Source organism: Shewanella maritima (assembly GCF_043643735.1).
Lineage (GTDB): Bacteria > Pseudomonadota > Gammaproteobacteria > Enterobacterales > Shewanellaceae > Shewanella > Shewanella maritima_A.
Genome location: NZ_JBHZSM010000003.1, coordinates 343,348 through 365,294, shown reverse-complemented (window position 1 = coordinate 365,294; position 21,947 = coordinate 343,348). Strand labels below are relative to the sequence as shown.

Annotated in this window: 20 protein-coding genes; 9 read left to right on the top strand and 11 right to left on the bottom strand. The window is 42.1% G+C overall.

What is annotated here, in order from left to right; translation table 11 throughout:
* The first annotated feature begins 29 nt into the window (after positions 1 to 29).
* From ACHUGF_RS05830 to ACHUGF_RS05795, 8 genes are all read left to right on the top strand, one after another.
* Complete coding sequence (locus tag ACHUGF_RS05830) at positions 30 to 593, top strand: sigma-70 family RNA polymerase sigma factor (RefSeq protein ID WP_394129832.1); 564 nt, start codon at positions 30 to 32, stop codon at positions 591 to 593.
* Positions 586 to 1,293 (top strand): DUF3379 domain-containing protein, encoded by a 708-nt coding sequence (locus tag ACHUGF_RS05825; protein ID WP_394129831.1) that lies wholly within the window; start codon positions 586 to 588, stop codon positions 1,291 to 1,293. Before ACHUGF_RS05830 ends, ACHUGF_RS05825 begins: the two co-directional genes overlap by 8 nt.
* Before the next feature lie 147 nt (positions 1,294 to 1,440).
* Entirely contained in the window at positions 1,441 to 2,892 is a 1,452-nt protein-coding gene (putP, locus tag ACHUGF_RS05820) for a sodium/proline symporter PutP (RefSeq protein WP_394129830.1), read from the top strand.
* A gap of 462 nt (positions 2,893 to 3,354) precedes the next feature.
* A complete protein-coding gene (locus ACHUGF_RS05815; protein ID WP_394129829.1) occupies positions 3,355 to 4,623 on the top strand; it encodes an OmpP1/FadL family transporter in 1,269 nt (422 codons plus the stop codon).
* A gap of 120 nt (positions 4,624 to 4,743) precedes the next feature.
* Positions 4,744 to 5,853 carry an efflux RND transporter periplasmic adaptor subunit gene (locus ACHUGF_RS05810; RefSeq protein ID WP_394129828.1) on the top strand — a complete coding sequence of 370 codons (1,110 nt, stop codon included), beginning with the start codon at positions 4,744 to 4,746 and terminating at the stop codon, positions 5,851 to 5,853.
* Between the two features lie 3 nt (positions 5,854 to 5,856).
* Positions 5,857 to 9,159, top strand: a complete 3,303-nt coding sequence (locus tag ACHUGF_RS05805; RefSeq protein WP_394129827.1) for an efflux RND transporter permease subunit — start codon at positions 5,857 to 5,859, stop codon at positions 9,157 to 9,159.
* A gap of 12 nt (positions 9,160 to 9,171) precedes the next feature.
* Positions 9,172 to 9,396 carry a YgaP family membrane protein gene (locus ACHUGF_RS05800; RefSeq protein WP_394129826.1) on the top strand — a complete coding sequence of 75 codons (225 nt, stop codon included), beginning with the start codon at positions 9,172 to 9,174 and terminating at the stop codon, positions 9,394 to 9,396.
* Between the two features lie 57 nt (positions 9,397 to 9,453).
* Positions 9,454 to 9,885: a rhodanese-like domain-containing protein gene (locus ACHUGF_RS05795; protein ID WP_394129825.1), complete on the top strand. Its 432-nt coding sequence runs from the start codon at positions 9,454 to 9,456 to the stop codon at positions 9,883 to 9,885.
* A gap of 5 nt (positions 9,886 to 9,890) precedes the next feature.
* Here the strand turns inward: ACHUGF_RS05795 and ACHUGF_RS05790 are convergent, their stop codons facing one another.
* From ACHUGF_RS05790 to ACHUGF_RS05770, 5 genes are all read right to left on the bottom strand, one after another.
* Positions 9,891 to 10,349 (bottom strand): GNAT family N-acetyltransferase, encoded by a 459-nt coding sequence (locus ACHUGF_RS05790; RefSeq protein ID WP_394129824.1) that lies wholly within the window; start codon positions 10,347 to 10,349, stop codon positions 9,891 to 9,893.
* Positions 10,350 to 10,404: 55 nt separating this feature from the next.
* Entirely contained in the window at positions 10,405 to 10,941 is a 537-nt protein-coding gene (locus ACHUGF_RS05785; RefSeq protein WP_394129823.1) for a YaeQ family protein, read from the bottom strand.
* Between the two features lie 203 nt (positions 10,942 to 11,144).
* On the bottom strand, positions 11,145 to 12,056 hold the full coding sequence (locus ACHUGF_RS05780; protein WP_394129822.1) for a precorrin-2 dehydrogenase/sirohydrochlorin ferrochelatase family protein: 912 nt from the start codon (positions 12,054 to 12,056) through the stop codon (positions 11,145 to 11,147).
* Position 12,057: 1 nt separating this feature from the next.
* Positions 12,058 to 12,423, bottom strand: a complete 366-nt coding sequence (locus ACHUGF_RS05775) for a rhodanese-like domain-containing protein (RefSeq protein ID WP_394129821.1) — start codon at positions 12,421 to 12,423, stop codon at positions 12,058 to 12,060.
* Between the two features lie 278 nt (positions 12,424 to 12,701).
* Positions 12,702 to 13,019 (bottom strand): putative signal transducing protein, encoded by a 318-nt coding sequence (locus ACHUGF_RS05770; protein ID WP_394129820.1) that lies wholly within the window; start codon positions 13,017 to 13,019, stop codon positions 12,702 to 12,704.
* Positions 13,020 to 13,544: 525 nt separating this feature from the next.
* Here ACHUGF_RS05770 and ACHUGF_RS05765 point away from each other — a divergent pair.
* Positions 13,545 to 15,464, top strand: coding sequence for a putative bifunctional diguanylate cyclase/phosphodiesterase (locus ACHUGF_RS05765; protein ID WP_394129819.1), 1,920 nt, complete (start codon positions 13,545 to 13,547; stop codon positions 15,462 to 15,464).
* A 669-nt stretch (positions 15,465 to 16,133) separates the two neighbouring features.
* On the opposite strand, the gene secF is transcribed toward ACHUGF_RS05765, so the two are convergent.
* The 6 genes from secF to ACHUGF_RS05735 form a co-directional block, all read right to left on the bottom strand.
* Entirely contained in the window at positions 16,134 to 17,081 is a 948-nt protein-coding gene (gene secF / locus ACHUGF_RS05760; RefSeq protein WP_394129818.1) for a protein translocase subunit SecF, read from the bottom strand.
* A gap of 13 nt (positions 17,082 to 17,094) precedes the next feature.
* Positions 17,095 to 18,945 carry a protein translocase subunit SecD gene (secD, locus tag ACHUGF_RS05755; RefSeq protein ID WP_394129817.1) on the bottom strand — a complete coding sequence of 617 codons (1,851 nt, stop codon included), beginning with the start codon at positions 18,943 to 18,945 and terminating at the stop codon, positions 17,095 to 17,097.
* 17 nt (positions 18,946 to 18,962) lie between these two features.
* A complete protein-coding gene (gene yajC, locus ACHUGF_RS05750; RefSeq protein ID WP_394129816.1) occupies positions 18,963 to 19,295 on the bottom strand; it encodes a preprotein translocase subunit YajC in 333 nt (110 codons plus the stop codon).
* Positions 19,296 to 19,321: 26 nt separating this feature from the next.
* A complete protein-coding gene (gene tgt, locus ACHUGF_RS05745) occupies positions 19,322 to 20,446 on the bottom strand; it encodes a tRNA guanosine(34) transglycosylase Tgt (RefSeq protein WP_394129815.1) in 1,125 nt (374 codons plus the stop codon).
* Between the two features lie 152 nt (positions 20,447 to 20,598).
* A complete protein-coding gene (queA, locus tag ACHUGF_RS05740; protein WP_394129814.1) occupies positions 20,599 to 21,639 on the bottom strand; it encodes a tRNA preQ1(34) S-adenosylmethionine ribosyltransferase-isomerase QueA in 1,041 nt (346 codons plus the stop codon).
* 71 nt (positions 21,640 to 21,710) lie between these two features.
* Entirely contained in the window at positions 21,711 to 21,890 is a 180-nt protein-coding gene (locus tag ACHUGF_RS05735) for a hypothetical protein (RefSeq protein ID WP_394129813.1), read from the bottom strand.
* Between the last annotated feature and the right edge of the window lie 57 nt (positions 21,891 to 21,947).

Genomic DNA, 21,947 nt, shown 5'->3' with positions numbered 1-21,947 from the left:
CGAACATGATTAACTAAAAAAGTTAAAAAATGTTCGATAGTTTACGAAAGAAAAACTCAGAACCCACGGTCTTATCTGACATGCTGAGTAAACAAAGACGATACGATAGCCTTGTCAGGGCACTTCACACTGATATTTACCGCTACGCCTACTGGTTATGTGGTGAAAAGCAAGTGGCTGAAGATATCACACAAGAAACCTTCTTAAGGGCGTGGCGCGCGTTAGACTCTTTAAAAGATGATAAAGCCGCTAAAGCTTGGCTAATTACTATTTTACGCCGAGAAAATGCCCGCCGTTTTGAACGTAAACAGTTTGATTATTCAGATGTGGAACAAGAGCACCTTGAAGATGTGTTCTCCAGCACAAACGAAGACCAAACCGAACAATATTGGTTAAGAAAACAAATCGCAAAGCTTGATGTCGAGTATCGCGAGCCCTTATTGCTGCAACTGATTGGTGGTTTCAGCGGTGATGAAATTGCCAATATGCTTGAATTAAATAGAAACACAGTTATGACCCGATTATTTAGAGCACGTAATCAATTAAAAGAAGCACTTGAGACGACAGAAGCAAAGGGGGCAGTCCATGGATGATTTAAAATTTCGTCGCAAAGCCTATGACGACCCAAATGATCAGTCTGAAGAGTTTTTATCTCATCTTGCGCAAAACCCAGATGATGAAAAGCTAGTCAATGATTTAAAAAGTTTGGACGATAAGATAACTAAAGCACTTAATATTGATGTGCCAGAAGACTTAGCTGACAAACTCATTTTGCGCCAACAGCTAAACAGCCACCAGCAAAACAAACGCCGTAGTCGCTATTTCATGGCGCTAGCAGCTTCAGTAGCCTTCGCTGTTGGTGTGGGCTTTAGTTACCTTAACTTGGCACCGGTCAATTTAGGAAACCATGCTATCGCGCATATCTACCATGAGCCCGACGCATTAACCTCTACTCGCAGCATTGGCTATGAAGATGTTAACTTCAAGCTCGCGGGGATTTCAGGTTTAGAGCAAAATAAGTTTACTCAACAGCCAGGGCAAGTGTATTACACCACTTATTGTAATTTTAGAGGGGTAAAGTCATTACACATGGTCATGTCTGATGAACACGGCAAGAAGGTAACTTTATTTATCGTGCCAACCGAAGAGCGATTTAAACTTGAATCAAGTTTTGCCGATTCACAGTACAAAGGTAAAGGCTTTGAGTCAGCAGATGCCTATATGTTGCTTGTGGGTGAGGAAGACAGTGACCTTGACTATGTTAAACGTGAAGTTGAACAAACATTTATTTAAAATAAATTAACCTCAACAACATATGCATCCATTACAGCCACCATTCAAAAGGTGGCTGTTTGTTTTTATACCGCTAAGCCCCGCAAAAGTGTGAACTGTATCCAACTTCTGTTAGCATATATGCAAATAACAAAAAATGGATAAAACATGGAAATCCAAACTCCCATTCTGATCACTTTTATCGGCTACCTAGCGCTAATGATGGCCATTGGTTACTGGGCCTATCGTAAAACAGACACTTTTGATGATTACATTCTTGGCGGCCGTCAAATGGGTCCCACTGTAACAGCATTAAGTGTGGGCGCATCAGATATGTCGGGTTGGCTACTTCTGGGCTTACCCGGTGCGGTATACTTAGGCGGCCTTGGCGAGGCATGGATTGGCTTTGGCCTTATTTTCGGCGCTTGGTTAAACTGGTTATTCGTCGCAAAACGTCTCAGAATTTACACGCAATTTGCTGACAACGCTCTCACATTACCGGACTTCTTTGAAAATCGTTTCCATGATGACAAAGGCATTCTAAAAGTCGTTGCAGCTGCAACCATCTTACTGTTTTTCACCTTCTACACTTCATCGGGCATGGTTGGCGGTGCAATCTTATTCGAAAAAGTCTTTGGCTTAGATTACACACTCGCCTTGATTGTCGGTTCGATTGTGATTGTGTCATATACCTTCGTGGGTGGTTTTTTTGCGGTCAGTTGGACTGACTTTTTCCAAGGCTGCATCATGTTAGTTGCCCTGCTAATTGTACCTATTGCGATTTTCAGCCAGCCTGAATCTCAACAAAACTTCGAAGCCATGGACCCAAGTATGCTGACCTTTATCAGCGACAACACCACTGCAATTGGTCTGATTTCATTACTGGCTTGGGGCTTAGGTTACTTTGGTCAACCGCATATTTTGTCACGCTTTATGGCGATAGGTAGTGCAGATGATATTCCTGTATCCCGTCGCATTGCCATGAGTTGGATGGTTTTATCTCTGATTGGTGCGTTAGCCACAGGTATTGCCGGTGCAGTTTATTTTACAGGCACCCCAATTGAGAACCCTGAAACTGTATTTATTCACCTTGTTGATGCAGCCTTCAATCCTTGGATTGGCGGCTTGCTGATTGCCGCTATCTTATCGGCCATCATGAGTACCATTGATTCACAATTACTGGTTTGCTCGAGCGTGATCACCGAAGACTTCTACCGTAAGTGGGTGAAACCTGACGCCACCAGCAAAGAGCTAATGCTTATTGGTCGTTTTGGTGTTGTGGCCATTGCCATTATCGCTGTGATCATTGCATTCAACCCTGAAAGCAGCGTGCTAGGATTAGTCAGCTATGCTTGGGCAGGTTTTGGTGCGGCATTTGGCCCTGTTGTTATCCTAGCTTTATTCTGGCAGCAATATAGCCGCAATGGCGCTGTTGCAACCATTCTCGTAGGTGCATTGACTGTGGTTATTTGGAAACAATTATCAGGCGGAATATTCGATCTATATGAAATCGTCCCCGGCTTTATCTTTGCAACTTTAGCAGGTGTCATTGCCAGTAAACTGTCGCCACCTAAGTCTAAGACCACTGAGGCTTTCGCTCAATTTGAGAAGTCACTTTAGTTCTAGTGCTTCACAGCTTTACTTTTACCCCGCAGATTTGCTGTAAACAATAAAAGAGCGGCTACTAAAATGTAGCCGTTTTTTGCATATAGCCATGGCAAAGGTTAGAGTATTTACTCCGTAAAAAACCAATGAATTAGAGTTTAAACTCTACACCTAGCGAACACGTGTTAGCCGAAACTTCAACTTTTATCACCACCCCAACCACAAACCAGTAACATTTACTTCGTTCAGCACTAAAAATTAAGTTGCAGATTTTATTAGGTTTTTGCAATAAAAAAATGATACTCATTGTTTGAATGAAAATAAACCATAGTTAATTAACTGAATTTTAACAACTTTAAGTACTGGTCGGAGTTGTATAGCTAACAAGTGTTACCTAAGATGCGCTCAATTATAAAAGTGCGACCATCTTAAGGTTAACCTTAAGCTTAGGTTGTACGCACCGATGAGAACTAAATCATGACTAAATTTAATAAGACATTGCTAGCAGCTGCTATCACTCTTGCAAGTACCCAAACTTTTGCAGCAGGCTTCCAATTAAACAGCCAATCTGCAACTGGTATCGGCCGTGCAATGGCTGGTGATGCAATCATTGCAGACAATGCATCTGTTTTAGCGCGTAACCCTGCGGCAATGGCCTTATTTGATAGTAAAGCGCTATCAGTAGGCGCAACATATGCAGATGTAAATGTTGAAATAAATGATGTTGAATATGCTGGTGGCTTAGTTCCAGTTGGCAGCTTAGATGATGCTGCTAGCGGTAAAGTAATTCCTAACTTTTACTACATCAGCCCAATTAATGATAAGTTCGCCTACGGTGTAGCGGCCTTTACCAACTATGGTACTGGTACTGATTTAACGCCTTTAACTAAAGTTGAAGGTATACAAACTCCGATCGACTTACTCGGTAATACGGAAGTTGTGACAATTAACTTTAATGCTAGTGTGTCATACCGCATTAATGATTCACTCAGTTTAGGCTTAGGTCTAGACATTATCAAAGGTACGGGTGAGTTAACACGTAACGGTAATGTGTCTCTTCCAGACCCAATTGGCGCAGTGCCTGTAAACCTAGTCGATGTCGATGCCGATGGTTGGGCGTTTGGTGGTATCGTTGGCTTAGCCTACGAAGTAAATGAAAATCACCGTTTTGGCCTAAGCTACCGTTTCAGCCCAGAAATGAAAGCATCTGGCGATATCATGTATAACCCTGGTTTAGTGGCGCCTCAAAATTTCAGTGATATTGAAATCCCTATGGCTGACATTGCTCAGTTTGCTGGTTTCCATCAATTAACTGACAAGTTTGCTGTTCATTACACAGCACAATGGACTCAGTGGAGCAGCTTTGACAATATCTCAGTGACTGGTGGTCACGATTTGTTAGATCAAGCTATCTTGAAAGAATATAACTGGGAAGATTCTTGGTTCTTAAGTATTGGTGCAACTTATGACATCAATGAAAATTGGACTGTTCGTGCTGGTTTTGCGAAAGACCAAGGTGTTGTAGGTGAAGTTTCATCTCTATCTATTCCTGATTCAGACCGTACTTGGTACTCTGCAGGTTTAACTTATAGCTTCGATAAACACCACAGCGTTGATTTTGGTTATACGCTTGTACAAGGTGAAAAAGTACACGTAATCGAAGAAAGTGCAATTGTAGGCCCAGTAAGTGCTTACACTAAATCAGGTGCTAACTACTTCGCACTGCAGTACAACTACAACTTCTAGTCGTAGAGTAGTGTAATAAAAACCGTCTTCATAGACGGTTTTTTTGTGCCCGCACTATATTCATTAGATTTTTCTCATAAATAGATTGCGATATATCATAAAGTTCATTAGAATTTACTCATGGACTTCAGATTAAAATTTATCACTATGACATTGCCTCGAACTTTCATGCCAGTTAAATACAGCCCATTAACTGTGGTTGTAACAAGTTTCATGCTCATTTTTAGCCTATCTGTGTCAGCAGATAGCGATGAGCAAGCGTTAGCGACCCTGACTGTTCAGCCCCATTTTAAGCAACATGACCTTACCATCGACGGCATTATAGAACCCATTAAAGCAGCCACGGTTTCAGCTCAAACCTCAGGGCGGATCATCACAGTTAATTATGATGTGAATGATGAAGTGCTAGCGGGTTCGCCCCTGCTAGAAATAACAAGTGATGAACAAACTGCAGAGTTTAATGCAGCACAAGCCAACTTAGCTCAAGCCATTGCACGCAACAATGAAGCTCAAGCGACACTCAGCAGGTTTAAAGCCTTGTTTCCCCAAGGGGCGATATCGCAAGGACAAATGGATGAGGCCACGGCTAATGCTAGCAGTACAGAGCAAGCGGTCACTGCGGCACAAGCACAGCTTAATAAGGCCAAGCAGAGCCTCAATTACACGGTAGTTTCTGCGCCATTCAAAGGCAGAGTCACCCAACGATTTATCGAGCAAGGTGAAACTATCACCTATGGGCAACCGTTATTTTCGGGGTACAGTACTGAAAACCTTCGTGCAACCTTTTCAATTGCACCGCAATTTCTAGTCGCTGCAAAACAAGCCGACACTTTCACTCTAACTCTCGCTAATGGTGAGCAGCTGACGAGCCATGATATTCAAGTATTTGATTTCGCCGACCCGCAGTCGCAGCAACACCAAGTGCGAGTGAACTTTAATCATCCTCAAGGTTACGCCGGTCAGTGGGTAAAAGGCCAATTTACTGTATCTGAAACCAAAGGGTTTATCCTGCCTATGTCGGCATTAGTTCGTAGACACCAACTTGATGGTGTCTATCGAAAGGTGGGTAGCAACTATCTATTAACTCAGGTTAGAGTGACTAATGTAGATAAACACAACAACACATTCGAAGTGCAATCTGGTGTAATGGCAGGTGATGAAATCATTATTAATGCTGACACGTTTATTATCTCCGGTGCACATCAACTAGCATCGCAAGGTGAGGACTAAGCCATGTCATCACTTGAGTCTAAATCAAGCAACTCGTCGACAGAAACAACTGTAAAATTGGGTATTTCAGGTAGGGTTGCCAGTTACTTTCAGCAAAGTGCACTAACCCCCATATTAGCCATGCTCAGTCTACTTCTGGGTCTATTTGCTGTACTCATCACGCCAAAAGAAGAAGAGCCACAAATTGATGTCACCTTTGCTGACGTCTATATCCCCTACATTGGTGCGTCGCCTGAGCAAGTTGCCAGTCAGGTGACTTTACCTGCAGAGAAGATCATTTCAGAAATAAAAGGAATAGATACCTTATATTCTTTTTCTCAACCTGATGGTGCAATGATTATCGTGGTATTTGAAGTTGGCATTCCACGTGAGCAAGCAATTGTTAAAATTTATAACCAGCTGCATTCGAACAAAGATAAGTTTAATCACCATGCTGGTATTGGCGACCCCTTAATCAAACCAAGGGGGATTGATGACGTGCCTATTTTTGGTATCACGTTATGGTCAGAAGATGCCAATGTGTCAACCGAGCAGCTGACTCAAGTTGCCGATGTGCTGGAAAATGAACTTAAACGTATTCCAGGTACACGTGAAATCCAAACTCATGGTCGGCATGAATTACAGCTAAACGTGCGAATAGACCCAAGTCAATTAAATCGCTTCAATGTGAGTATCGAACAAATCGAAACCATGCTCGCTAGCTACAACCAAGTGTCAATGACAGGGTCAATGACACAAAACAATCAAGAGATTAAAGTCCAAGCAGGCCAATTTTTACAAACTTTAGATGATGTAAAAAATTTGGTGATTAAAGTCAACCCGGCAACTGAAGCTCACAGTGTCACAACTGCAGTGTATTTATCTGATGTTGCCGATATCACGCTTAAATCAGACTTGCCCAAGCAACAAGTCATTAATGGTAATAAACAAGGTATGTTCCCCGCTGTCACCATAGCCATAGGTAAGCAAGCGGGTGAAAATGCGGTGGATATCGCAGCGGCAATCAAGAAAAAATTGGCCAGCGTGGACAATATTCTGATCCCAGAAAATGTCAACATCACCATATCGCGAGATTATGGTGCCACTGCAGGTGAGAAAGCCACCACACTTATTCTTAAACTTATTTTTGCCACAGTAGCAGTCGTGGTATTGGTTTTACTAACCATGGGGGCAAGAGAGTCTGCCATTGTCGGTGTTGCGATAATTATTACGCTGTCATTAACTTTATTTGCCTCTTGGGCATGGGGCTTTACCCTTAATCGAATTTCATTATTTGCGTTGATTTTTTCCATTGGGATTTTGGTTGATGATGCCATCGTGGTGGTAGAGAACATCCATCGACATATGGCAATGAGTCAAGAGCCGTTATCAAGCTTGATCCCAAAAGCCGTCGATGAAGTTGGCGGTCCGACTATTTTAGCTACATTCACTGTTATAGCCGCATTGCTGCCAATGGCATTTGTATCGGGGTTAATGGGCCCGTATATGAGCCCTATCCCGATTAATTCAAGCATGGGCATGCTACTGTCTTTACTGATTGCTTTTATTATTACACCTTGGTTAAGTCAAAAGTGGCTTAACCCTAAAAGTGAAACTGCTGCACATCATAGTGCTGATCCAAGCAACAATGGCGCGGTTGATACAGCGTCAGGCAAGCTGCTTAAGTTGTTCAGCATAATCATGACGCCGTTCCTCATTGGTCAACATGCATTCAAAGCGAGAATGGCTTTAGCAGGCGGTATTATATTGCTGATTGCCCTCGCAGTGTCCCTGCCCTTTATGCAAGCCGTGGTGCTTAAAATGCTGCCATTTGATAATAAATCTGAATTTCAGGTTATTGTCGATATGCCTGAGGGCACCCCTGTTGAGCAAACACAAAGGTTGTTACAAGAGCTTGGACTTTACCTAACAGCGCAACCAGATGTGGCGCATGTGCAGTTGTATGCAGGTCATCACTCACCGATCAACTTCAATGGACTAGTTAGGCATTACTTTATGCGCCAAAGCCAAGAGTTGGGCGATATTCAAGTTAATTTAGTCGACAAAAGTCAACGCTCAGATGACAGCCATACCATTGCTAAATCCATGAGAGCACCTTTGCAGCAGATTGGTCTTAGTTACAATGCCAACATCAAAATTGTAGAAGTACCTCCTGGGCCGCCTGTATGGTCACCGATTGTGGCTGAAGTCTACGCACCCACTGCCGCGCTACGTGAACAAGCCGCCAATGACTTACTAGAGCGCTTCAACAATACCCAAGACGTGGTTGACGTGGACATTTATTTACCGCATTTACAACAAAAATGGCAGGTAAACATTGATCATCAACGCGCAGCGTTACTAGGCGTGGCAACACCTAACATCGTCAATACGATTTCAAGTTTAATTAACGGAAAAACCGCGAGTTACCTTTATCAAGCACACCTAACTAAACCAACACCGATTCACTTACAGCTAGATGAATCAAGCAAGTTAGATATGCAACAGTTGCTAGCCCTCAATGTGCCGAGTCAATCTGGTGCATCTATCCCTTTGGCGTCACTGGTTAGTATCAATAAAACCCATATCGACACCACGATTATCCATAAAGATATGCAGCCGATGATCATGGTCGTTGCCGATATGGCAGGACCAACTGGCAGCCCCTTATATGGCATGTTCGATATGGTGGGGCAAATTAACCAGCAGCAGGCTGATGGAAGCATGGATTATGAAGTTAATCAGTACTTTATCAACAAGCCGAACGCAAATAATGAAGTGGCCATATTATGGGACGGAGAATGGAAAATCACCTATGAAACCTTCCGCGATATGGGGCTGGCATACGCTGTTGGCATGATTGCCATTTACTTGTTGGTGGTAGCACAATTTAAATCTTACACAGTGCCATTAGTCATCATGGCGCCAATTCCACTTACTGTGATTGGTGTACTGCCTGGGCATGCTTTGTTAGGGGCTCAGTTTACCGCACCATCTATGATAGGCATGATTGCGCTGGCCGGCATTATTGTGCGTAACTCTATTTTGCTGGTTGATTTTATCAATCAACAAACAGCTGAAGGGATTAATTTAGAACAGGCAGTGATTAACGCGGGCGCGGTGCGAGCTAAACCGATTATGTTAACTGCATTTGCTGCCATGATAGGCGCGCTATTTATTATTGATGATCCCATATTCAATGGCCTCGCCATCAGCCTCATCTTCGGTATATTCATCTCCACTGTTCTCACTTTAGTAGTGATCCCAGTGTTGTATTACGCAGTGATGAATAAGCAAACTTATCAAAATGAAATTCATGCTAACTAAAGGAGTAACATCATGAGCTTAGAAAGAACAATAATGGCATTTGCCGGTTTTATGGTGCTGGTATCGGTATTGTTAACAGCGATGGTCAGTCACCATTTTATTTGGCTAACCGTGTTTGTGGGTGCAAATTTATTTCAGAGTGCATTTACCGGCTTTTGCCCTGCAGCTATGGTGTTTAAGCGCTTCGGGGTCAAAACTGCAGCACAAATCGCACTAGCATCAGACACTAAAAGCTGATAAAAACTATTACTCACACGGCATAAAATACGTCGGTCATTCAGTAATAGGATAAATATGCTCTCAGTTAAACAATTACGCCTAAAACTAAGCCTGATTGTGGTATTTGGTTTATTGTTTTTTGCCATCAGTAATTTTAGCAATGCAACAGCTGATAATTCATCTGCGCCTATTTCACCTTCAAAGGGTACGGCACAGAAAGACCCTCAGGTTGCTTGGCAAAAAATCAATCAAGGCGCTCAAATTATTGACGTGCGTACTCAACAAGAATTTGATGCCGGCCACTTGCCCGGGGCAATCAACATCCCATTTGAGCGAATAGTCACTGAGCTAGCAAAACTGAATATTGATAAAGGCCAAAACATTGTGTTGTATTGCCGCAGCGGAAGACGCAGCGGCATTGCTCATGAGGAGTTAGTAAAAGCGGGATACACTGACACGTATAACGGTGGCGGACTTCAGTACCTTTCAGTGACAAAGCCCAAATAAACGGATTACAGTGTTTTCACCATTGGAATACAAGCTAAATCAAACCCTTTAGGTGAATGATATACGCCAACGTCATCACCTATGTAACCACACTGTCTATAGAAAGCTGCTGCGTTTAATGTTGCCTCTAACGCAAGCGCCTTTACACCATGTTGAAGCGCTATCCTTTCAAGGTAGCCAACCATCTGAGCTCCTATACCTTTTCCCATAAATTGTGGGTCAACAAACAAGGCATCAAGCTGATTCAAAGACAATGACAGCATGCCAGTAGCCACAATTTGTCCCTCTAGTTCATAGACATAAGCTTCCTGAGCAAATGCTTTAGCAAAGAGGATTGGCATTATGCCTTTTGTCCAGCGCTGCATATCATCTAATGGATACTCAGCCACACACTGTGCCATGATAGCGCGATTGCGAATATCAAATGCCACTATGGCATCTTCAGCACCCGCTTTTCTGATCATAAATAATTCCCTTTAACTCGCATCATTCCACTCGATAAGCATCTTTGCTATTGCTTTATTTGAGTGTCTCTAGTGCAATGGTCAAACTATCACTGGCGTTAGACAACAAAACCTCACCATCTGTAATCGTAAATTGAAGTGTCATTGTTCTATCAACAAATGCCGCCATTGCTTTCACGACATCTTCGGGGATATTCACTACATTAAGGTTTTTATATCGGGTAAAACTTGATTGGTTTTGCTGCCACCATACAGGCACACTCCGGCCACCATAGGTGTACAAAATAACTTGTTTTGCCCGTCCAGCTGCCTTGCGTAACCATTTTTCATCACTCTGACCAAAGGCAACCCATAAATTGATATCACCGTTTAACTCTACATCCCATAATTCGGCTTCATCATCCACACAAAGCCCCTTACTGAATGCCAAGCTTTCACTGGCATTTAGGGCAAATGCTAATAATCGCACCATCATGCGTTCATCGGTTTCAGATGGATGTTGGGCAATAGTCAGTTGATGATCTTGATAGTAATGTCTGTCCATATCTGCAATTTGCAGTGTTACCTTAAAAACGGTGGATTTAAGTGCCATGTATGTTCCAGAAGTCTAAGAATTAATAAAGGCTGTAGATCGACTAAAACCTATAACCTTAAGGAGTTTTTTAATTGAGATTGAAGCTATTATCATGATATTGCCATTGATAGACACAAAAAAAATAGACACCACAAGAACCGATAGAAAAAGAAACGACTCTAAGGCATCTAACGAACTGAATAAAAGTCAATAGCACGATTCTAAAGCTTACCTGGGCGAATATGCTTAGCATTTGGGAAGTGAGCAACAAACTCCTCAATTGCGTTACTAGGTAGAATTAACAACATCCGTTCACCATGCTCGACATTTTGGCTAATTTGGCTTTTGAGCAGCATCTGATGACGACCAGCATCTCTTCTCACAAGTTCCATTAACGCTAATGGCAGCTCAGTATCACAATATACATTATCGACTCGTTGCAGTATCGGCATTGCAGCTAATGGTAATAAATCTGCGGATGTCGCTGCATCTAATATGATTAACTCGCCAGATGCCGCGTATTGTTCAAACGAAGCCTGATAGTGTGATGTAGTATGCTCATCAAATTTATCCTGGTTCAGCGTAAAAAAACGCTCCCAGAATAATCGCCTGTCTTTACCATTGGTAAGACGTTGTTGCACTTCTCCCCGTTTTTGGGCAACAAAATCAAATAAGGGTGATAAAGATTGCGGCAGCATGGTTTCAAGTTTAGCGCGAATAGTCCGCGCAAATACAGGTGCTGCACCAGATGTACTGATGGCAACGGTTAACCGACCTCTGTCAACTATCGAGGGGGTAATGAACTGACAAAAAGCAGGATTATCGACAACATTGGCCCAAATGCCCCGCTGCTTCGCCAGCACTGCTAACTGACTGTTCAACTGTTCATCTGCCGTGGCTAAATAAACTAACTCATAGCCTTGTAGATCTTGTTCTTGTATTTTGCGCTCAATCAAACTGACTCTGCCACGCGCCGCATAAGCACGAATATCTTCTGCTACTTCTGGGGCAATAACATCGATTTGAGCTTCTGTTCTAGCCAGTAAATCGAGCTTGCGAGTGGCAACATCTCCCGCCCCAACAATCAAGACTGACAATTTGTTAGTATCGACGAATAAAGGGAAATACTGCATTTTATTTTGATTCTTTCGCTATCGGTAAACCTGCAGCCATCCATGATTTATAACCACCAATAAGCGATTTTACATTGGTATAGCCCATCTTTTGTAGGTGACTTGCAGCCATCACAGAGCGATGACCGCCACCACAATACAGTACCAAGCTGACATTAAAATCAGTAAAGCGCTTTTCAATATCGCGTTCGATAATACCGCGCCCCATGTGGACAGCATTAGGTATATGCCCTTGCTGCCATTCATGATCTTCTCTTACATCGATTAGTATTAATTGTGGTTCAGCTTGAAACGCCTCAATTGAAATTTCAGTAACACTCGGACGGATAGATTCAACTAAAGAGACAAAACCTGGGGAATGCTGCATATACGCTCCAAAAAAGCTAAAAATACTGTACGGGAATGGTTTTCAGAATACCTGTTAAATCAGGCTTTGCCTAGTCATTACAACTACATGGAAGCATTAAAAAAACACAGATAATACACAAGCTCATGCACAGCAAAAATGACTTTTACTGTGCGAAAATTAATACTTGCTGTTGGGGTTACAAGCCTTAACTACACATACGAAAAAAGCTCTGTGCAGTCCCCATTTGATGCTTAGTTCTGACTTAGCTATGAGTTAGCTATGAGTTAGCTATGAGATTAGTTATGAGATTCACTTTTTTGAGCACTGCATTGCCAACACAACTCAAAATTACCATCATTGATTTCATGGCATTGCATACATTGCCATTGTGGGCGCTGAGCATCTTGGGAGTCTAAAACGGATTGTGCCAACTCAAGTTGTTGCTCCATTACCCAAAGCTCAACATTTTGCATGTCAACCGGTAATTCACCTACGCCACCCATTAACGCTTCACCTTTTAGTTCAACCGTAATACCGCGCGTTTCAAGTAACCCTTTCCATGTGTGAGCCTGTAACAAATTACCGCCCGTGAGAAAAACTTTTCGTTGTTCCATGCTATCCCTACTGCATTGCTCTTGTTGGCAAATTTTATTCATCCTAACCGACATAGATATGCAGTGTCGAGGTTTGATTGTGGGCAATCTTTAGCCACATTTGTTTGTATATTTAGTACGAGGTTACAGCACTGGGTCAGAATCATTGAATGAAAAAATTTTTTTCTTTGCATCAAACTAAATTCACTTCATATTATTGTGTTCAGAACATCAATTGACGCCATGAGTATTGAATTAAATATACCAATATTTCACTGCCGAACACCTTCTTACTCGCATGAGTATTTTGACTGTATTCAATTTTGAAATCATAAAATAATTTTATCACTGACAAAGGTGCTTTCAATGTGCTTAAACTGAACTTAACTATTCATTTTGATAGTGAGAAACCACTAAAATACAAGTTTTACAACAACGCCCGAACCACAATAGCAACATTCTTAACACTGTTATTTAATTGTACCCAAACAAATCTTAACTTATAATTTTCTTTGTATTTTCTATAGTATTAATTTGGATTTTTTTATGTTGCGCACATCAAAAACTATTTTAAGTTTCTTAAGCGCTTTAGCCATTATGCTATTTATTTCGGTTGTGGCATTCAGTCAGGGAATGAGTGTATTACAAAACCAAAATTTTCATCCTAAAATTCAACAATTAAACCAGAATCATGTCACGGATATCGACAAAAAAATCACGACACTATTTTTCCTCGATTATGAAATTGTCCATAATAATAATGCCTATTTTGCCGTCATAGGTCGCGACGACTCAGGCAATATTTCAGCGGTGAAAATAAAAGATATTTTCACTGAAGTAATTATGTTCAGTAATATCCCACTGTTATTAATCGTACTGCTAGCATTCATTGTGCCTTATTACATCAATGCAAAAGCCTCCAGAAAAATCAATCGCTCACTAAGACAAGTAAATGAAGAAACTGAAAAGTTGATTGATGTATTCAATATTGAGTTAGCCCCAATCCAACTACAAGATCCTATTGCCAAACTAAACCAGGCACTTATTGAAATAAACAAGAGTGTCGCTGAACATTTAAAATCTAATGAAATCAGCATTTTTCAAGATAAACTCACAGGTTTAGCTGATCGACACGCCTATCTAAAACACTTGCAAAATGAGCTTGATGATGCACAAAAATTCAATAAGCGTCAGGCATTATTGTTTATCGATTTAGATGGATTCAAACAAGTTAATGACTCATTTGGCCACTCTTTTGGTGATGAAGTGTTAATCCAAGTAGCACAACGTCTAACGACAGTCGTACGCAACCATGGGCTAAGTAAAACCAGTAATAATGCTAACCTTGAACTCAACTTATCGCGTCTAGGTGGTGATGAATTTTCTATTTTCATTGAAAACATCACTTCAGACGAAGCCATTATCGAAGTTGCAACCAATATCCTACAAGAGATTGAACGTGACTTTGTACTGGGCAATAAAGTGATAAAGATTGGTGCCAGTATCGGTATCGCTGTCTACCCTGATAGCGCGGCAAATCCCAACGCGCTATTGCAAATGGCTGATGTGGCTATGTATCGTGCCAAAACCGACGGTCGCGGTATCTTTAGAGTGTACTCACCTGAAATGGGTAGCAAGATAAGACGTTATCATTACCTACTCGAAGAAATGCGCTTAGCCATTGCTAGTCAGAACTTCAAATTGTCTTTCCAACCTATTGTAAAGGTCAATGATTTCAGTATTGATTATTTTGAGTGCCTCATTCGCTGGCATCATCCGGTTGAAGGTAACATCTCTCCTGCGGAGTTCATCCCCATTGCAGAAGAATCAAACTTGATATTAGAACTCGGTAACTGGATATTGTTTGAGGCATGTAGACAAATGTCAGCCTGGTATAACGCAGGCATGAACAAAGTTAGAATTTCGATTAATATTTCTGGAGTGCAACTCAAGCATTTAGATTTACATCAATTGTTGATGGATACGCTCGAGAAAGTCGACTTACCAACCACTGCCATTTTACTCGAAATAACAGAGTCTTGTTTCATTGATGCGTCTGAGAAAGTCATTAATAACTTACAAAGGCTCAGAGATGATGGTGTGCTGATTGCGATTGATGATTTTGGAACTGGCTTCAGTTCTTTATCAACATTAGCTAACCTCCCTGTGGATGTGATTAAGATTGACAAATTGTTTATCGACCAAGCCAACATAAATCCTAAATACCAGAAAATATTAAACTCTATCAGTGACCTAGGTAAACAACTCGACCTTAAGATTGTTGCAGAAGGTGTAGAGACAGCATCTCAATTTGAGCTAGTGAAAAACTTAGGCATTCATTGTGTACAAGGGTATCTTATTGCACGCCCTGAAACCTCACACCATGTTGGTGCCAATGTGATCAGTAAAAATCTTAATCAACTGGCTCAAACAGGCACCAGTGTGTGCCTGCCATCAGAGCAATAGGCATTGCATCGATTGACTAAAATACAGCGAGTTCTTTTTATAGAATAAGCGGCATTCGGGTTAACTTACGAAGGCATTCAGCACCCACTGGAACTTTAATCGCTAACTCTAGCTCACCCGCAAGCATCAATGTCTCATCACTTACTATAGATTAATCTGTCCATAAACACTTAAGATTCAACTCTGATGCTAACACCTAGCATTATTTTTCAGGTGTTAATCGAACATGACTGTAGCCTAATGCAACAACAAAGTGGCTACTCTCGTCACCTTTATGTCACCGTTAAAATCAAAACCACTATTATTTATTAGCTTTAATTTTTACATTCATTTTGGCAGTAAAGAATCCACCTTCTGAAGAAGGTGGCTTTCATTCAGCCCCCTAAAAGGGGGCGATTCAGTTATTTTGTAGCCTCAGTAGCATCTATGAGTAATGATATTTAAAGCCGTTGAAAACATGGATGTTTTCGTCGAGCCCACAGGGATGTGCTTGCTGCGTGCTTTAAATATCATTGCATAGCTGAATCAACCTCAAGCTGGCATGCCATACAAACAAAGATACAGGCAAACCCTAATTGATGATAACCACCTACTGAAGTAGGTGGTTTAGGGCTGAAAATAAAAAGCCCACCATGTAGGTGGGCTTAATCAAGTAAAACTTGTTAGCAATTAAGGCATCATAGAAGGCTGATCTGCGCCCTCTTTTTCAACTTCAACTGGCATCATGTGCTCACGATTAATCCCCAGTTTAATTGCTAAGTAACTTGCGACGTAAATCGACGAGTAAGTACCCACAAAAATACCGAGTAATAATGCGGTAGCAAAACCGTGGATCATTGCACCACCTTTTAGGAAAAGTGCTGCAACCACAATCAATGTTGTACCTGTGGTAATCACTGTACGACTCATCGTTTGAGTAATCGAGCGGTTAACCACTTCTTCAGAACTACCTTTACGCATTTTGAGGAAGTTTTCACGGATACGGTCAAATACAACGATTGTATCGTTAAGCGAGTAACCGACAACGGTGAGTAGACCCGCTAAAACAGTTAGGTCAAACTCAAGCTGTAAGATTGAGAAAATACCTAAGGTAACGATAACGTCATGCGCCAATGCGGATACAGAACCTAATGCTAAGCGCCACTCGAAACGGAATGACACATAAATCAAGATACAAATTAGCGCAACTAATACCGCTAATCCGCCTTGCTCAGCGAGTTCTTTACCCACTTGTGGACCAACAAACTCAACACGCTTTTGGATAACATTCTCATCAAGGCTGCTAGCAGCAATCATGACTTGAGAAACTTGGTCATCACTCTTAATACCTTCCTTCACCTGTAGGCGAATAAGGATATCGCGGCTAGAGCCAAAGTTTTGTACCAATGCGCCTTCAGTTATGTCGTTGTTTAGCGTTGTACGTAACTCTTCAAGGTTAACCACTTCTTGGAACTCAAGCTCTACCACTGTACCGCCGGTAAAGTCTAAGCCCCAGTTAATGCCCTTTGTGGCTAAAGAGCCAAATGACGCCAAAATAATCAAGAGCGAGAAGATGCTCATGACCTTGCCATGGCGTAAGAAGTTGATAGTCTTCTTTACTGAAAATATTTGAAACATGCTCAACTTCTCCTTAAATCGATAGTTTCTTAACGCGTTTACCACCCCACATCGCATTCACGATAGAGCGAGTACCCACGATAGAAGTAAACATCGAAGTGGCAATACCAATCATCAGTGTCACGGCAAAACCTTTGACGGCACCCGTACCCACAGCAAACAAGATAAGTGCTGTCATAAAGGTGGTGATGTTAGCATCGGCAATGGTTGAGAATGCATTGGCATAACCTTCATGAATAGCTTGCTGTACACTTCGTCCAGCTAATAGCTCTTCACGGATACGCTCATAAATCAGCACGTTTCCGTCAACTGCCATACCGACCGTTAATACCATACCGGCAATACCTGGTAAGGTAAGTACGGCGCCAGGGATCATCGACATCACGCCCACAACCATAATCAGGTTAGCCATCAGAGCTAAGTTAGCAATCACACCAAATGCACGGTAATAAACCAGCATAAAGAGAAGCACGATAATCATGCCCCAAATCATCGCCTGCATACCGTTTTCAATGTTTTGCTGACCAAGACTTGGACCAATTGTGCGTTCTTCAACAATCGTGACAGGTGCAATCAATGCACCAGCGCGAAGTAGTAACGCTAAGCTTTGCGCTTCTTTATGCTCAAGACCTGTGATCACAAAGTTACGACCAAGACGGGCTTGAATAGTCGCAACAGAGATGACTTCTTCAATCTTGTTCATCTTCACACTGCCATCTTCATTACGCTCGCCACTGTCTTTATATTCAATAAACAGCGTTGCCATTGGCTTACCAATGTTATCGCGAGTCACGTTTGAGAAGATGTTACCGCCTTTAGCATCAAGTTGAATTGATACTTGTGGACGACTGTATTCATCGAATGAAGGCTGTGCGCCGGTAATATGATCACCAGTTAACATGACTTCTTTACGCAGTACGGCAACACCACCGCCGCGGCGAGGATAAACTTCAGAAAGCCCTGAAACACGACCACTTGCTGCTGCAGCAGGATCAGCGTTGTCATCAACCATACGGAACTCAATAGAAGCCGTAGCGCCTAAAATCTCTTTAGCACGTGCAGTATCTTGAACACCTGGAAGCTGCACAACAATACGCTCAGCACCTTGGCGTTGAACGACGGGCTCAGCCACACCTAACTCGTTAACACGGTTACGAATAGTGGTAATGTTTTGCTGAAGTGCTTCTTCCTTGATTTGCTTGAGGTACACCTCACTCATAGTTGCCAATAAAGCAAAGTTACCGTTTGAGCTGATATCAGAATAAACCATATCGTTGCCCAGGGTTTTCAAGTAACGCTCGGCTTTTGACACAGTGTCAGCATCACGGAACTTGATTTCGATACCACGAGGTGTTTTACGTACACCAGAGTAACGAATACGTTCTTCACGTAATTGGCCTCTGAAATCTGCAATTTTAGCTTCTTCCATTTTACGGATGGCTTCACTCATATCCACTTCCATTAAGAAGTGCACACCACCACGTAAATCCAAACCAAGCTTCATTGGTCCACCACCCAAGGCTTCTAACCATTGAGGGGTTGCCGGTGCAAGGTTCAAGGCCACGGTATAGTTATCAGCTAAACCAGCAGCAATGGTTTCACGAGCTAATAATTGTTGCTCAGCATTTTGAACACGTACTAATAACTGGCCATTTTCGAGCTCAGAGCGTTTTACCGCAATGTCTTTACTCGCTAATAAGTCATTTACAGTTGCTTGCGTACTTGCCGTGACTTCTGCGCCTCGGGTCGCCACAACCTGCACTGCATGGTCCTCACCAAACAGGTTAGGAATTGCGTAAAAACCACCAATGGCGATGATAAGCACCACCATGATGTTTTTCCACATTGGATATTTATTTAACACTACTGAGCCCTCTTGGCTTACAGCGACTTAATAGAACCTTTCGGTAGTACTGCCGCGATATAATCCTTTTTAATGGTAATTTGGTTATTGTCATTGATTTCTAATAGCACGTAATCATTCTCAGCCGTGATCTTAGTAATCTTGCCTAAAATGCCACCATTAGTTAGCACTTCATCACCTTTAGAGAGTGACCCCATAAGGTTCTTATGTTCTTTTACGCGCTTAGATTGAGGGCGGAAAATCATAAAGTAAAAAATTAAACCGAACACAACTAACATGAAAATAAGTTGCATGGTTTCGCCACCTTGAGGTGCGCCAGCTGCGTTTGCATATGCGTTTGAAATAAACATAGTTCTCTCTTCTTATTTACGTAAAATTACTCAGTCAGTTCCGGCACTTCACGGCCTAAACTGGTGTAGAAGTCTTTAACAAAGTCGTCTAATGTACCTGTCTCGATGGCGCCACGCAAACCTTCCATCAACATTTGATAGTAACGTAGGTTGTGAATGGTGTTTAAACGCGCACCTAGGATTTCATTACAACGGTCTAAATGGTACAAATAGGCACGTGAATAGTTTTTACAGGTATAACAATCACACTTCTCATCCAATGGTGATGTGTCATCGCGATGACGAGCATTACGAATTTTAATCACACCTTCACTGGTGAATAAATGGCCATTACGCGCATTCCGTGTTGGCATAACACAGTCAAACATATCTACGCCACGGCGTACGCCTTCTACTAAATCCTCAGGCTTACCGACACCCATTAAGTAACGCGGTTTGTCTTCTGGAATTTGTGGGCAAACATGCTCAAGAATGCGGTGCATATCTTCTTTTGGCTCACCAACGGCTAAACCACCTACTGCATAACCATCAAAACCAATGTCGGTTAACCCTTTAATGCTTTCGTCACGAAGATCTTCGTAAACACCACCTTGGATAATACCAAATAGTGAGTTAGGGTTTTCTAAGCGGTCGAACTCATCACGAGATCGCTGAGCCCAACGCAGTGACATCTGCATTGACTTACGCGCTTCATCGTGTGTGGCTGGATACGGTGTACATTCATCAAAAATCATCACCACATCACTGCCTAAACTATCTTGGATCTGCATCGACTTTTCAGGGTCGAGGAAGATTTTCTCACCGTTGATAGGCGAACGGAAGTGAACCCCTTCTTCGGTGATTTTGCGGATGTCGCCCAAACTAAATACTTGGAACCCGCCTGAGTCAGTTAAAATTGGACGCTGCCAATTCATGAAGTCGTGTAAATCGCCATGCTTACGCATGATTTCTTCACCAGGGCGTAACCATAAATGGAATGTGTTGCCCAATAGGATATCGGCACCTGTTGCTCGAACTTCTTCAGGCGTCATACCTTTCACTGTGCCGTATGTACCCACTGGCATAAATGCCGGTGTCTCAACGGTACCGCGTTCAAATACTAATCGACCACGACGAGCACGGCCGTCTGTGGTGTCTAATTCAAATTTCATATATCACCTTGCCAGATAAACAGTCTGACTACCTTTATATCAATAGAGATAAGGGCTAATTTCTGTGCTTCAAGCATGTTTAAAATAAACAAGCTGCAAAAACAAAAAAGCCCACATGATTGTGGGCGGTTATTTTAAAGCAAAAACCAGCGTTAGTCGGCTTTTTTTGTCACAAACATGGCATCGCCATAGCTAAAAAAGCGATATTTTTGTGATATTGCATGTTGGTAAGCACTCATCACTTCGTCATAGCCGGCAAATGCACTTAATAACATGATTAATGTTGATTCTGGTAAATGGAAATTAGTCACCATGGCATCAATCACTTTAAACTTGTAACCAGGGTAAATAAAAATATCGGTATCGCCACTAAACGGGGCTAATGGTTGCTCACCAGAAGCTTTTGCTGCACTTTCTAATGAACGTACGGATGTAGTGCCCACTGCAATAACACGGTTACCATTTGCTTTAGTCTCGGCAATCTTTTGCACAACATCTTCTGGCACATCAGCCCACTCAGAGTGCATTTTATGCTCAAGAACATTATCAACTCTCACCGGCTGAAACGTACCCGCGCCAACATGCAATGTCACAAAGGCGACATCTACGCCCTTTTCTTTCAATGCCGCCAGCATAGCATCATCAAAGTGAAGCCCTGCCGTTGGGGCTGCAACTGCACCAGGTTTATCGTTATAAACGGTTTGATAACGCTCTTTGTCTGTCTCTTCATCAGGGCGGTCAATGTATGGCGGTAATGGCATGTGACCGATTTCTTCTAATACGGCCAAAATAGTGTTGTCTTGCTGCAGCTCAAGCTCAAATAGCGCGTCATGTCTGGCAAGCATTTTCATTTGATAACCATTATCAAGCTCAATCATGCTATCCACTTTTGGCGATTTAGAGCAGCGAACATGCGCAAGCACACGCTTATCATCAAGCATACGCTCAACTAATATTTCAAGCTTACCGCCTGTAGATTTTTGGCCGAATAAACGTGCTGGAATAACCCGAGTATTGTTAAATACCATCAGGTCGCCTGGCTCAATCATTGCCAATATATCAGTGAAATGTTTGTCAGATAATGCGCCAGTAGGCCCATCAAGAGTCAATAAGCGTGATGCATTTCGCTCAGCGGTTGGGTAACGCGCAATCAATTCATCAGGTAAATCAAAGTTAAAATCAGCAACACGCATAGTATTATTTCTCTGCAAACAAAAACGGCCGCTAGTCTATGACTGCGGCCGTATAATATCAAGCGTAAAGCTTATTTTGTCAGTTTTTCTTGAGACAATCGCGCATCTTGCTTATTCAAATCTTCAACAACCTCTGTATCTAAGTCCTGTAGCTTAAAGCTATGGGCTTCATAGTTAAGATTGATTTGAACTTTTTTGCGTTTAGGCGCAGCGTCTTTCCCTAACAATTTGTTAAACCAGTTTTTCATCATCCTTGATCCTTAAAACCGAACTCAATAATTTATCATCACCAATAGCGTACTGTTAAG

What these genes read in the sequence shown, in the direction of transcription:
- ACHUGF_RS05830 (WP_394129832.1), top strand. Translation starts at nt 30, where the DNA reads ATGTTCGATAGTTTACGAAAGAAAAACTCAGAACCCACGGTCTTATCT.
- ACHUGF_RS05825 (WP_394129831.1), top strand. Translation starts at nt 586, where the DNA reads ATGGATGATTTAAAATTTCGTCGCAAAGCCTATGACGACCCAAATGAT.
- putP (WP_394129830.1), top strand. Translation starts at nt 1,441, where the DNA reads ATGGAAATCCAAACTCCCATTCTGATCACTTTTATCGGCTACCTAGCG.
- ACHUGF_RS05815 (WP_394129829.1), top strand. Translation starts at nt 3,355, where the DNA reads ATGACTAAATTTAATAAGACATTGCTAGCAGCTGCTATCACTCTTGCA.
- ACHUGF_RS05810 (WP_394129828.1), top strand. Translation starts at nt 4,744, where the DNA reads ATGGACTTCAGATTAAAATTTATCACTATGACATTGCCTCGAACTTTC.
- ACHUGF_RS05805 (WP_394129827.1), top strand. Translation starts at nt 5,857, where the DNA reads ATGTCATCACTTGAGTCTAAATCAAGCAACTCGTCGACAGAAACAACT.
- ACHUGF_RS05800 (WP_394129826.1), top strand. Translation starts at nt 9,172, where the DNA reads ATGAGCTTAGAAAGAACAATAATGGCATTTGCCGGTTTTATGGTGCTG.
- ACHUGF_RS05795 (WP_394129825.1), top strand. Translation starts at nt 9,454, where the DNA reads ATGCTCTCAGTTAAACAATTACGCCTAAAACTAAGCCTGATTGTGGTA.
- ACHUGF_RS05790 (WP_394129824.1), bottom strand. Translation starts at nt 10,349, where the DNA reads ATGATCAGAAAAGCGGGTGCTGAAGATGCCATAGTGGCATTTGATATT.
- ACHUGF_RS05785 (WP_394129823.1), bottom strand. Translation starts at nt 10,941, where the DNA reads ATGGCACTTAAATCCACCGTTTTTAAGGTAACACTGCAAATTGCAGAT.
- ACHUGF_RS05780 (WP_394129822.1), bottom strand. Translation starts at nt 12,056, where the DNA reads ATGCAGTATTTCCCTTTATTCGTCGATACTAACAAATTGTCAGTCTTG.
- ACHUGF_RS05775 (WP_394129821.1), bottom strand. Translation starts at nt 12,423, where the DNA reads ATGCAGCATTCCCCAGGTTTTGTCTCTTTAGTTGAATCTATCCGTCCG.
- ACHUGF_RS05770 (WP_394129820.1), bottom strand. Translation starts at nt 13,019, where the DNA reads ATGGAACAACGAAAAGTTTTTCTCACGGGCGGTAATTTGTTACAGGCT.
- ACHUGF_RS05765 (WP_394129819.1), top strand. Translation starts at nt 13,545, where the DNA reads ATGTTGCGCACATCAAAAACTATTTTAAGTTTCTTAAGCGCTTTAGCC.
- secF (WP_394129818.1), bottom strand. Translation starts at nt 17,081, where the DNA reads ATGTTTCAAATATTTTCAGTAAAGAAGACTATCAACTTCTTACGCCAT.
- yajC (WP_394129816.1), bottom strand. Translation starts at nt 19,295, where the DNA reads ATGTTTATTTCAAACGCATATGCAAACGCAGCTGGCGCACCTCAAGGT.
- tgt (WP_394129815.1), bottom strand. Translation starts at nt 20,446, where the DNA reads ATGAAATTTGAATTAGACACCACAGACGGCCGTGCTCGTCGTGGTCGA.
- queA (WP_394129814.1), bottom strand. Translation starts at nt 21,639, where the DNA reads ATGCGTGTTGCTGATTTTAACTTTGATTTACCTGATGAATTGATTGCG.
- ACHUGF_RS05735 (WP_394129813.1), bottom strand. Translation starts at nt 21,890, where the DNA reads ATGATGAAAAACTGGTTTAACAAATTGTTAGGGAAAGACGCTGCGCCT.